At 70.8% G+C, this 11,653-nt stretch carries 12 protein-coding genes; 7 read left to right on the top strand and 5 right to left on the bottom strand.

Features of this window, described 5'->3' with window-relative positions; translation table 11 throughout:
* Positions 1-100 precede the first annotated feature (100 nt).
* The 4 genes from OEB96_RS43760 to OEB96_RS43745 all read left to right on the top strand — a co-directional run bounded on the left by OEB96_RS43760 (position 101) and on the right by OEB96_RS43745 (position 4,230).
* A complete protein-coding gene (locus OEB96_RS43760) occupies positions 101-1,243 on the top strand; it encodes a hypothetical protein (RefSeq protein ID WP_266222941.1) in 1,143 nt (380 codons plus the stop codon).
* A gap of 97 nt (positions 1,244-1,340) precedes the next feature.
* Positions 1,341-1,919 carry an RNA polymerase sigma factor gene (locus tag OEB96_RS43755; protein WP_266222940.1) on the top strand — a complete coding sequence of 193 codons (579 nt, stop codon included), beginning with the start codon at positions 1,341-1,343 and terminating at the stop codon, positions 1,917-1,919.
* Positions 1,916-2,698: a hypothetical protein gene (locus tag OEB96_RS43750; protein ID WP_266222939.1), complete on the top strand. Its 783-nt coding sequence runs from the start codon at positions 1,916-1,918 to the stop codon at positions 2,696-2,698. Before OEB96_RS43755 ends, OEB96_RS43750 begins: the two co-directional genes overlap by 4 nt.
* Positions 2,699-2,730: 32 nt before the next feature.
* Positions 2,731-4,230, top strand: a complete 1,500-nt coding sequence (locus OEB96_RS43745) for a thrombospondin type 3 repeat-containing protein (protein ID WP_266222938.1) — start codon at positions 2,731-2,733, stop codon at positions 4,228-4,230.
* Positions 4,231-4,312: 82 nt separating this feature from the next.
* Here the strand turns inward: OEB96_RS43745 and OEB96_RS43740 are convergent, their stop codons facing one another.
* The 3 genes from OEB96_RS43740 to OEB96_RS43730 all read right to left on the bottom strand — a co-directional run bounded on the left by OEB96_RS43740 (position 4,313) and on the right by OEB96_RS43730 (position 5,394).
* Complete coding sequence (locus OEB96_RS43740; RefSeq protein WP_266222937.1) at positions 4,313-4,813, bottom strand: hypothetical protein; 501 nt, start codon at positions 4,811-4,813, stop codon at positions 4,313-4,315.
* A 42-nt stretch (positions 4,814-4,855) separates the two neighbouring features.
* A complete protein-coding gene (locus OEB96_RS43735; RefSeq protein ID WP_266222936.1) occupies positions 4,856-5,137 on the bottom strand; it encodes a hypothetical protein in 282 nt (93 codons plus the stop codon).
* 116 nt (positions 5,138-5,253) lie between these two features.
* Positions 5,254-5,394: a hypothetical protein gene (locus OEB96_RS43730; protein WP_266222935.1), complete on the bottom strand. Its 141-nt coding sequence runs from the start codon at positions 5,392-5,394 to the stop codon at positions 5,254-5,256.
* 697 nt (positions 5,395-6,091) lie between these two features.
* Between OEB96_RS43730 and OEB96_RS43725 the strand changes: the two genes are divergently transcribed.
* Positions 6,092-7,276, top strand: a complete 1,185-nt coding sequence (locus OEB96_RS43725) for a hypothetical protein (protein ID WP_266222934.1) — start codon at positions 6,092-6,094, stop codon at positions 7,274-7,276.
* A 70-nt stretch (positions 7,277-7,346) separates the two neighbouring features.
* On the opposite strand, the gene OEB96_RS43720 is transcribed toward OEB96_RS43725, so the two are convergent.
* Positions 7,347-7,706, bottom strand: coding sequence for a VanZ family protein (locus OEB96_RS43720; RefSeq protein WP_266222933.1), 360 nt, complete (start codon positions 7,704-7,706; stop codon positions 7,347-7,349).
* A 72-nt stretch (positions 7,707-7,778) separates the two neighbouring features.
* Complete coding sequence (locus OEB96_RS43715) at positions 7,779-8,279, bottom strand: hypothetical protein (RefSeq protein ID WP_266222932.1); 501 nt, start codon at positions 8,277-8,279, stop codon at positions 7,779-7,781.
* Between the two features lie 179 nt (positions 8,280-8,458).
* Between OEB96_RS43715 and OEB96_RS43710 the strand changes: the two genes are divergently transcribed.
* Both OEB96_RS43710 and OEB96_RS43705 read left to right on the top strand, forming a co-directional pair.
* Entirely contained in the window at positions 8,459-9,880 is a 1,422-nt protein-coding gene (locus tag OEB96_RS43710; protein WP_266222931.1) for an acetyl-CoA carboxylase biotin carboxylase subunit, read from the top strand.
* Entirely contained in the window at positions 9,877-11,610 is a 1,734-nt protein-coding gene (locus OEB96_RS43705) for an acyl-CoA carboxylase subunit beta (RefSeq protein ID WP_266222930.1), read from the top strand. The genes OEB96_RS43710 and OEB96_RS43705 overlap by 4 nt, the downstream gene beginning before the upstream one ends.
* The last annotated feature ends 43 nt before the right edge of the window (positions 11,611-11,653 follow it).

Here is an 11,653-nt window from a genome sequence, read left to right as displayed (position 1 = left end):
CATCGGCCCACAGCACCTGGAGGTCGAGCTCGATCGCCTCGAACGGCCCGCGCCGTGGGGATGTGTCAGCGATGGGGGGCGCGGCGCGTTGGGAGCGGTCGTGAGCGGGGACCGAGCGCGCGCGCTGGCAGGAGGGCTGCTGCTCGTGGCGTCCATGGTGGGGCTCGATGCCTCGGCGGCGAGCGTCGGGCGCGGGGGCCTGCGCTGGCAGGCACCCGCGGGCTGCCCTCGCGAGGCCGAGGTGCGCACGCGGCTGAGCGAGGCGCTGGGGGAGCGGGCCGACGAGCTGGACGTGGTGGCCGAGGTCTCGCGTCGAGAGCACGAGCGCTTCGAGGCGACCGTCGTGCTGCGAGGGGAGTGGGGGGAGAGCACGCGCAAGCTCGACAGCCCCACGTGCGACACGCTCGCGAACGCGATCGTGCTGCTGGCGAAGGTCTCGGTGACCGATGCGGCTCCAACGGCACCGATCCTCGCGGTGCCCGAGCCCGAGGCCGAGCCGAGCGCGGGTGAGCCCGAGGTGGGCTCGCCCGAGGCGAGCGACTCCGCTGGCGGGCCGTCGGGCGAGCTGGTGTCGGTGGCGTCGGATGCAACCGAGCCGGCGTCGCAGGATCCGAAGGCGAGCGAGGCCGCCGTCGAGGACTCATCGTCCGAGAGCGATGCTGGCGCCGTGCGGGATTCCGGTCGGGCACCATCATCGGACGCGGCACCTCCTTCGTCGCAGTCGTCCTCGAGAGCGCTGCTGCGGGTCGAAGCACGCGCGGGGGCGGGCTTGCTCCCGCAGGAGAACCTCGGTGGAGCCGCGACGGCGGGCCTCGAGCGCCGGTGGTTTCGCGTGGAGCTGGGCGGTGCTGGATGGCTGCCGCGCGAGCGCACGGTGGCACCCGATGCGCGCGTACGCGTGGCGCTGTGGGCAGTCGAAGCTCATGCGTGCGCTGCGATCCGGCCTCGTGCGTGGCTGACGGCGCTGCCCTGCGCGGGTCTCGACGTCGGCCGCATGAGTGGCCAGGGCACGGGAGCGGGGCTCGTCGTCGGGCGCACGTCGAGGCAGACCTGGGTCGCGGCCAACGTGACCGCCGCCGCTTCGTTTCGCCTGGCCCGATTCGTCGGTCTGTGGGTGGGGGCGTCGGTCGTGGTGCCGTTGCGGCAGCTCGGGTTCTCGGTGACCGGCCTCGAACGGGATGCGTACCGCGCGTCGCCGGTGGCGGGTCGAGGGGCGCTGGGGCTGGAGCTGCTGCTGCCGTGATGGGCTCGGGCCTCGATTAAATCGATTGATTCCAATGGTTTGTAGAGAAATCGTGGATCCGGGTGACGGATCGATGCCCCTCGCGGGATGAGAGGGCGTGGCGCTGCATCCCCACGCCGCGAGCCGCTCGACGCCTCGGTCGCTTCGCGTGATCGAGGGTGACGATCCGCAGCGCGCATTCGAGGACGCCTACGCGGCCCACCACGCCGCGGTGTGGCGGTGCCTGCGAGCGCTCGGGGTTCCCGACGCCATGATCGACGACGCCACGCAGGACGTGTTCCTGGTGGTGTACCGGCGGCTGCCGCACTTCGATCATGCAGCGCCGATCCGCAGCTGGATCCTCGGCATCGCGCGCAACGTGGCCCTCAAGGTGCACGAGCGACGGCGACGAGCGCCGCCGCGCCTGGCCCTGGTGCCGTCCGAGCCCGTCGAGCCCGAGGAGGTGCTGGCGCGGCGCGACGCCGCGGCCTTGGTCGAGCGATTCCTCGACAGGCTCGAGCCGCCGCAGCGCGAGGTGTTCGTGCTCGCCCAGCTCGAGGGGCTGGCCGTGCCGGAGATCGCCCGCATGCTCGGCATCAAGCTCGACACCGCCTACTCCCGGCTCCGCCTCGCGCGACGCCGGTTCGAGCGCGTCGTGGCCCGCCACTTTGCCATGGGCGATCGGAGGACCCGATGAGCCGCCGAACCAATTCGACCACCACGACCAGGGCCGCGCAGCGCTACTGGGAGGCCTACGAGGCCACCCTCGAGCCTCCCCCCGAGCGCGCGGCCCGGAACCTGGCGCGGATCCGCGAGCGGATCGCCGCTGGCGAGCGGGTGGACGACGAGCCGTGGTCGAGCGATCGAGACGCTCGACACGATCGCACCCGTAGGTCGGCGGCCGCGGGCCTGTTGGTCCTGGGCAAGCCCGCGGCCATCAGCGTGGGGCTGGGCGTGGGGACGCTGCTGATGATCAAGCTCGCGGTGACGGCATGGGTCGGACTCGGTCCGCCGCCCGCGACCGAGCCCGCAGCAGCCTCGAGCCATGCGTCGAAGGCCGAGCCTCCTACGCTTGCACCCGCGGCCGAGCCCGCATCCGCTGGGGTCTCCGATGCTCCGCCGTCGCCCACCTGGGCTCCCGAGGTCGAGACTTCGCTCGCGCCATCACCTCCTCACACCTCTGCTCGGCCGGTCGAGGATCGCCTGCGGGCCGAGGTCGCGCTCATGGATCGCGCTCGCACGGCGCTCGAGCGGGATGACGCTCGGGTCCTGTGGCGCCTGCTCGACGAGCACGAGCGACGCTTTCCCCGCGGTGCGCTCGTCGAGGAGCGCTCCGCATGGCGGGCGGTGGCGGCCTGTCGGCTCCATCACGCCGACGCAGCCGCGAGAGCCGGGCGCTTCGTTCGGGAGCATCCGGGCTCGGCGCAGGTCGCCAAGGTGCGTCAGGCCTGCCCGAACGCGATCGAGATCGAGTGACGGAAGAGGTCGCCCCGCGGAATGAGGAGGCGATGAGACATCGAATCCTTGGTGCGTGGATCCTGGGGCTGGGGCTGTGCGAGAGCGCGTGCGTCATCCCCAGCAAGGACGTGGGCGAGCTTCCGGGCGGCGGTACGGACACCGATGCCGGCACCACGGACGGTGGTACTGGCGTTGCTGACGGCGGCACGGCCGATACCGACCCGAGTGATCCACCGGTCCAGGTCTGCGGGCCCGACGGTCCGACCTGCCTGGAGGATGAGGATCTCGACTGTGTGGCCCTGGGCGAGGACAACGCGCGCAACGTCTACAACCCCGATCAGAGCGACATGGACGCCGATCTGATCGCCGACCCGATCGACGCGTGCCCGGTGGTCGCGTTCCCGCAGCTCAACCACGAGCTCGACATCGACCACGACGGGCTTGGCGACAGCTGCGATCCATGCCGGCGAGCCGCCGCGGCCTACGAAGCGAACCCGGCGGTGCCGCCCTACCTGCGGATCCGCAACGCGCCCAGCACCGCCGATGCCGACGGCGACGGGATCGGCGATGCCTGCGACAACTGCATCCACGTGCCCAACTGCGAGGGCTACGACCTCACCTCGCCGTGGAAGCCCGGTGATCCCATCGCCGATGGCGATCCCACCCTGTGCCAGGCCGATGTCGACGCCAACGGGATCGGCGATGCCTGCGAGGGGCTGGCCCCCCTGCCCGGAGCGGCCGGGGTGGTGGGGTTCGGCCCCGACGACGACCTCGACCAGGATGGGCTGCCCAACCTGGTCGATGCCTGCCCGCGAGCGCCGGTGTCTCCGAGCATCGCCTGCGTCAGCGACGACCAGTGCCCACCCGGCCGTAAGTGCGAGGTCTCGGCCGGCGTGTGCGATCACGTCGACACCGACGCCGACGGGGTCGGGGACATCTGTGACACCTGCCCCTTCGTGGAGAACCCCCTGCAGGTCGGCGACGAGGAGCAGCAGCTGAGCGACGACCCCGACGATGACTTCCTCGGCAACGCGTGCGAGCTGGGCTCGGCCTGCGAGGGGATCATGAACCCGCGGCGGATCGGGTTCCATCCGGTGTCGGCGAACGGTCAGTGCTGCACGGTGAGCTACCCCGGCGAGTACCCGCGCCTCGACCCCCACGGCGTGCCCCTGGCCGTGGAGTGCACCGAGGAGCAGGAGGCCAGCTCCACGTGCCGTCGGATTCCCCCCTCGGTCGTGATGACGCCGGGCTTCGTGCTGCCCCCGCCGGGCTGCGAGCAGGCGCTGGCCGAGGCCGGCCTCACCCTCGAGACCAACCTCCCGCTCCATCCCGACGACGTGGGCGGGATCGAGGCCCTGTGGTCCTACGCATGCTGGCTGCCACCGCTCGACCAGGATCTCGATGGGGTGGGAGATGCGTGCGATCTGTGCCCGTTCGCGTTCGATCCGACCAATGAGCTCTACATCGACGACGAAGGCGTGCTGTGGCCATATGACGGCAAGTACTGTCAGGGCGAATTCTCGCTCGTGAACCGCTGCACGCCCGGCTGAGAGGCGCTCGACACCCCCGACGCCTTGCGACCTCCGAGCACCCACGGTCGGCCGAGGCGCTCGAGGCCGGGGTCGGTCCGGCTCAGCTCTGGCCTTCGCGGCGGGTGCGGCCGCCGAGGTAGCCGGCGACCGCACCGAAGCTGGTGGTGAACACGATCTGGGCCGCATCGGCGTTGGGCATGGTGATCCACGCCAGGCCCGAGGTCACCACCAGCAGCAGCACGCCGGCCACGATGCGAGCCTCCTGGCGACCGCGCAGCAGGCGTTGCTCGTGGCGGTGGCGCTGATCGCCGAGCTCGATCGCATGGCGGTGGCGCTGCTCGCGGCGGGCGATCGAGAGCCGGCGCGAGGCGAGCTCGCGGGCGATGCGGAGCTCTTGCTCCTGCTGCTGGTCGTCGTCGTCATCGTCGTCGAGCGAGAGCGGGTGCGAGACGATCTGCTTGCGGGTCTGGCGGGGCTGGCTCGGACCCGCCATCGTGGTCTCGAGCTCGTCGAGATCGTCGAGCGGCTCGGCGGGTAGCTCGAGCGTTCGATCGAAATCCACGGACGTGGGCTCTTGCGGCCTTGCCTCGGACCTTGCCATCGCGTGCCTCCTCGACGGAAGGCGCGGCCGAGGCAGTGGCTCTCACCACAGCAGCTCGACCGCGCGTTCCTCGTCTCCCTTGACCAGTCTCACCTCGTAGCCTTCATCCCGCTGGCGTAGGAACCAGTCGTACAGACGCAAGGCGTTGCGGACCGTCTCCGCGTTGGATTGCGCCTCGCTTCGCTCACGGATCGAGTCTAGCCGGGCGTACGCCGCTGGCGAGAAGTCGATCTGTACCCTCCGCCTTCCCTCGCGCTCGATCATGCCCTTGCCCTCACCGGGCTCGATGCTGAGCGTTACCGTCTTCTCCCTCGATGCCATCATCAACCGTCCTTCCCTCGCGCTCTCGTGGTCGTAGTCGTCGTCACCGTGGCCGGCGGCGCGCCCTCCCGTCCCGAGGGCAACGGCGCCGGCCGAATCGCCTCAAGTCGAGCTCGTGTCTAGCGGAGCGTTTGTTCTTCGTGATGTAGCGGCTCGAGATCGTCGATGATCCACCGCTCGGCGGGCTCGTCGACCTCGGTCGACTCGCGCCGCGGCGGACGACGCAGGGACCCCAGTCGCCCCGGTTCGGGTCGCGTCATGCGATCCGAGCTCCGGCCCGTCGACGCCCATGCCCCTCGTCGTGCTCGCCATTCCCCCAGGTTGAAACCCCGTGTCACCACCACCTCCCGGACAGGACCGAGGGCCCGAACGCCCTTCAGTCGCAACCCCTTTCGCGAAGGTAAGGATAAACCTGATTTCTTCCGTGGCCACTCCGAGCAACATCCCTGGATGTTCCAATCACCACCCATGTGGGAGTGATTTGTTATCCATTATTGAGGCATCGGGAGCAGGACATCAAGTGCTTTCTCGGGCCGCTCCGTAGGGGATTCTTGCACTGAGTTGGGTGTACAGCGTTCTCGATGGAGTTGGCGCTTCTTCCGACCGTCCTCTCACATCGTCCGCCCACTTCGGGGATCGCGCCCCAGGAGCGCGATCCCACGACATCGAGAGGCTCGAAAAAGCTGGGTCGAGGCGCGAAGCCGAGCCTCAAAGCGGCCCCTCGGACGGTGGCGGCGGATACGCCGGTCGAGTGTGCAGATCGCGGCGGATCCACGGGCATTTGCGCCGGTCCGTTGGGAGCGTAGCCTGACGGCGCCGCGGGCCTGTCGCCAGGCTTCGCCTGCCTCGTTCGTAAGGAGGCGGATGCGCCGCCGTTGGGAGCCGTCGATGCGAGTCGGAGTGGTCGGATTGGGAGCAATGGCGCTGGGCTGTGCGAGCGCGGCTGGGGTCCCCACCGTGACGCCGAGTCCTGCGCCGCAGGTTCGGGCACCCGAGGTCGAGCCGGAGCCGGCGAGCCCCGTCTCGGCTGCGGCCTCGCGGATCTACCTGCTCGGCGAGGAGCGCTACGCCGAGGCGCGCTACCCGGAAGCGGTCGCGCTGTGGGGTCACGCGATGCTGCAGCTGCCCGCCGATTCCTCGGCCGACGGCGTGCGTCACAAGCTGCTCGCACGCATGGGGCACGGGCTCTTGCAGGCGTTCAAGGCCTCCGACGACCCCGCCTACCTCCGCGACGGCAAGGCGATGTGCGAGCTGTACCTGGCCGAGCACGAGGAGCTGTTCGGGCAGACCGATCGGGCGCTCGCCGAGCGAGGGGAGATCTACGAGCTGCTCTACGAATTCGAGTGGCGGCTCGAGCACGAGGCCGACGCGCCCTCCGACGATGACGCGACCGCGGACGAGTCCAGCGCCGCCGTGGTGGCCGAGGCGCTGACGCCTTCGCCGTCCGTGGCGGGGCCGCCGGGGGCCGCTTCCGAGAGCGACGACCCCGAGCCAGCGACCGCGCCCGAGGGCGAGCTCCCCGAGGAGGGCGAGGGCGAGCTGTACCGCTTCATCCGCGTGCGCAGGGTCGAGTGGGCGCGCCTCGACGATCCGCGCGTGATCGCGTTCCTGCGAGACACCCGTGACACGGGGCCGTCCCTGCTCGATGCGGGCAACGATCTCGTCCAGGCGCCGCGGGTGCTGGTGCGAGCGGGCGGACTGCCGCAGGCCCTACAGGCCGATGCCGGTGCCCCCACGCGCAGGGCGGCACGGCGCGTGGGGCTCGAGGTGATCGAGTCCGCTCGCGCCGAGCTGCGGCGCTGCTACGAGGTCGCGATGACTCGAGACCCCGTGATCGTGACGCGCGTCGAGGTGCAGCTCACGGTCGAGCCCGACGGCCACGTGACGCAGCCGATGCTCGTGGGCGGCTCGCTGATCGATGCCGAAGGCGATGCGTGCATGGCCCAGGCGCTGCGAGAGACCAGGCTGGCGAACGCCGGGCTCAGCGAGCCCCTCGCCATCGCGATGCCGGTGCAGTTCTTCCTCCAGGAGGCGAAGTACGATCAAGAGCTGTTCTGGCGCGAGCGCCCCGAAGGCGGCCGTGCCTACGACTCGACCGCGGGGCCCGAGCCGATGCCGACGATCGACGCCTGGGCCTACTGATGTCCGACCGTCGCGCGGCCGAGCCCGGCGCACGACGAGCGTGTGGCATGGTTCGTCCCTCCGTGCGCCGCTACCACCGGCGTGGCCGTGAGCCCAGCGCACGCGGCCACGCTCCGCGGGCCAGCAGCCAGCCGCTCACCAGTCCCAGCACGTCGAACGCGAAGTCGCCGAGGCTGGTGTGGCGCTCCCAGGGCAGCAGATCCTGGCCGAGCTCGGTGACCGCTCCGACCAGCACGCCCGCCACGAGCACCCATGCACCACGGCGCCCGGCCCACGTCCACAGCCCACCGAACGCGGCGAGCAGGCAGGAGTGCACCAGCGAGTCCCACCAGGGCCACACCAGCTCCGGGGGCGGAGGCGGAGGCATCCACAGCAGCACGAAGATCGCCAGCGTCCATCCCAGCGCCGCCGCTCGCACGACGCGACGCATGCACGTGGTTGCTGGCGGAGCGGGGGTGCTCACGAGCCTACTCACGGGCCTGCGACTGGGAGCCCCAGCCGCTCACTCGCCGGACTCGGCCGCGACCCACAGCGAGATCATCTCGTTGTTGTCCACGATGCGCGAGTGGTGGTGCCCCCACGTGTCGCTCACGTAGATCATCGAGCCTTCGTCGAGCTTCTTGGTGAGGTAGATGGCGCAGTACTCGGCCTCGCTCTCGCCGATGCGACCGACGCGAGGCAGGGGCTTGCGCGATACGGGGCACAGCAGCTCGCACTTGGTGCCGGTGGGCAGGTCGGCCATGCCCACCTTGCGGCGATCGCCGTGGATCGGAGACAGGTGCACCTGCTCCTCGCGGCCCTCGGCGCGCACCAGCAGGGTCAGCGCCGGGAAGCCGTCGAACTCGACGTCGGTGATGCCCACGATGGGATCTCCGGCCGGGCCGTAGGCCTGGTTGACGACGATGATCACCTCGTCCTGCACCGTGAGCGGGGCCTCGGGTCCCTCGCTGGGCCTGGCTCCGGTGATCTGGAGATTGTCGACGTCTACGTTTTCCCGGGCCATCGCGTCCCCCATCACAACGAGAACAAGCCCGATGCGCAAGCGTAAAGATCGACGAGCGGCGTCGGTCCGGCGGTCTTGCGAGCACGGCGGCGCACATGTGGGCGGGTCGGACCGGGCGGGCGAGCACGCGCGCGGAGGCGGGTCTGCGGAGAGCGGTTTTCTGCTAGCCTGCGCGCCTCATGGCCGCGCTCGCCACGTTCCACCGGCTGTTCATCGCCAATCGCGGCGAGGTCGCCGTTCGCATCGCGAAGGCCTGCGACGCGCTGGGGATCACCCCGGTGTTCGGGGTCTCCGAGGCAGATGCCGGGGCCGCGTACCTCGACGGCCGCGAGACGGTGCGCCTGGGCCCGGGCCGTGCGGCGGGCAGCTACCTCGACGCGGTGCGAGTGGTCCAGGCGGCACGCCAGAGCGGATGCACGGCGCTGCATCCGGGATGGGGCTTCTTGGCCGAGAACCCCACCTTCGCCGCGCTGTGCGAGAGCCATGGGGTGACCTTCGTCGGTCCGCCCGCGCACGTGATGCACCTGATGGGCAAGAAGACGCCGGCCAAGCAGGCCATGCGGGCGGCGGGCCTCCAGCTCATCCCGGGCAGCGACGGAGTGCTGGCCGATGTCGAGCAGGCGCGAGCGGTGGCCGACGAAATCGGCTACCCGGTGCTCATCAAGGCCGAGAGCGGCGGCGGCGGCCGGGGCATGCGGATCGCCCGGGGCTCCGGCGAGGTGGCCGAGGCCTTCGCCGACGCCCAGGCCGAGGCGCGCGCGGCCTTCGGTGATCCGCGGGTCTACATGGAGCGGCTGGTCGAGGGCGGGCGCCACGTGGAGATCCAGGTCATGGCCGATCGCTACGGGCAGGCGGTGCACCTGGGCGAGCGCGACTGCACGGTGCAGCGCAACCACCAAAAGCTCATCGAGGAATCGCCCTCACCCGTGCTCCCCGAGGCGGTGCGGGCGCAGAGCCTCGCGGCTGCCGTCGAGGCCACCTGCCGCATCGGCTACGTGGGCGCGGGCACCATGGAGTTCCTGCTCGACGGCGACGGCGTGCTGCGCTTCATGGAGATGAACACCCGGCTGCAGGTCGAGCACTGCGTGTCGGAGATGCGCAGCGGGGTCGACCTGGTGCGCGAGCAGCTGCGGGTGGCGGCCGGCCACCCCCTGTCGCTGCGGCAGGAGCAGCTCGAGCTGCGCGGGCATGCGATCGAGTGCCGCATCAACGCCGAGGATCCTTCGCAGGGCTTTCGGCCCGCGCCTGGCACGATCACCCGCTGGCAGAGCCCCGATGGCGCGGCCGATGCGACGGGCAGCACGGTGCGCGTGGACACCCACGTGAGCTCGGGCTATCGGATCCCGCCGCACTACGACAGCCTGATCTGCAAGGTCATCGCCCACGGGCCCAGCCGCGACGCCGCGGCCGATCGCATGCTCGTCGCGCTCTCCGAGCTGGTGTGCGAGGGCGTGCCCACCACGGTGCCGATGCACCGCGCCATCCTGGCCTCGGAGGCCTTTCGTCACAATCGCTATGACACGCGGGCCATCCCCGGTTGGCCCGGCTCGCCCGGCTCGCCCAGTCGGCCCGGCTCGCCCGCAGGAGATCGCCCCGCATGACCCACGTCCCCCTCGTGCCCATCGGGGCGCCTCGCGCCCAGCTCTGCGACGACGCCACGTTCGAGGCCCATGTGGACGCGATCGAGCAGCGCGAGGCTCGGCTGCGCGAGCGCCGGGCCGAGGTGGCGGCCGGGTGGGGGCCGCAGTACGTCGAGCGCGTCCACGCCAAGGGCAAGCTCACCACCCGCGAGCGGCTCGATCGGCTGGCCGATCCGGGCACGCGGCTCTACGAGGTGGGCACGTTCGTCAATTACGGCGACCGCTTCGGCGACAAGGGCCTGCAATCGCCCGCGGCGGGCGTGGTGACGGCCTTCGCCCGGATCGAGGGTCGCTGGTGCATGGTGATCGCCAACGACAACACGGTCGCCTCCGGCTCGTGGTGGCCCCGCACGCCCGAGAAGATCGAGCGCGCCCAGACCATGGCGCTGCGCCTGCGGCTGCCCACCGTGTACCTGGTCGACTGCAGCGGCCTGTTCCTGCCCGAGCAGTCGCGCTCGTTCCCGGGGGCGACCGGGGCGGGGCACATCTTCAAGATGAACAGCCTGCTGTCGGCCCACGGCGTGCCGCAGCTGGCGGGGGTGTTCGGCGATTGCATCGCGGGCGGCGGCTACATGCCGATCATCAGCGACCGCGTGTACATGACCGAGCAGGCCTACATGGTCATCGCGGGGGCGGCCCTCATCAAGGGCGCCAAGAGCCAGAAGATCACCAGCCTCGACATCGGCGGGCCCGAGGTGCACGTGCACGCCAGCCGCTGTGCCGACGCGCGCGTGCCCGACGACGAGACGCTGCTGCGAGCGCTGCGCCAGGAGGTCGCGCGCCTGCCCAGCTCGGCCGTGCCCTACCATCGCGGCGACGCGGGGCCCATGGAGCCCGTGTTCCCGAGCGCGGAGCTGCGGGGGCTCCTGCCTGCGGACCATCGCGAGGCCTATGACGCCACCCAGGTCTTGGCGCGGCTGTGCGACGGCAGCCTGTTCTGGGAGGTGATGCCGGGCCTGGGCGAGGAGATGGTGTGCGGGATCGGCCGCGTGGGCGGGCTCTACACCGGGTTCGTGATCAATCGTCAGGGCCTGGTGGGCGACCCGGAGCGGCCGGGCTCGCGACGACCCGCCGGCATCCTCTATCGGGCGGGCATCGCCAAGATCGCCGCGTTCTCGCGCGCCTGCAACGACGACGGGATCCCGCTGGTGTGGCTACAGGACATCGCGGGCTTCGACATCGGGGTGGAGGCCGAGCGTCAGGGGCTGCTCGCCTACGGCAGCAGCCTCATCTACACCAACTCGACCAACCAGGTGCCGATGTTCACGGTGCTGCTGCGCAAGGCCTCGGGGGCCGGCTACTACGCGATGGCGGGGCTGCCCTACGACCCGGTGGTGCAGCTGTCGACCACGATCTCGCGGCTGTCGGTGATGGAAGGGCGCACGCTGGCCATCGCCACCTACAACACCAAGCTCGACGACGACTTCGAGATCGTGGCCACCGACCCCGACAAGCGCCGGGAGATCGAGCAGGGCATGAAGGCGGTCGAGGCCCGCATCGAGCAGGACATGGACCCCTACCTCGCGGCGCGCCAGATGGACACCGACGAGGTCGTGGCGCTGCACGAGCTGCGCGACTACCTGCGGGTGCTGGTGGAAGCGTCGTATCAGACGATCGGCCACCGGAGGATCAAGAACAGCCGCATCTGGTCGCTGCACGATCTCCACGTGCTGATCGACGGGCCCCGCTAGGTTCGGAACAGGAGACTGGCGGGTCCAGCGACGGCGACACGAG

Origin of the sequence: Paraliomyxa miuraensis (genome assembly GCF_026337845.1) — a bacterium.
In the GTDB taxonomy this organism is placed as follows: Bacteria; Myxococcota_A; Polyangia; order Nannocystales; family Nannocystaceae; genus Paraliomyxa; species Paraliomyxa miuraensis.
The sequence above is the reverse complement of the archived record's forward strand: the minus strand, read 5'-3'. Positions and strand labels throughout refer to the sequence as shown.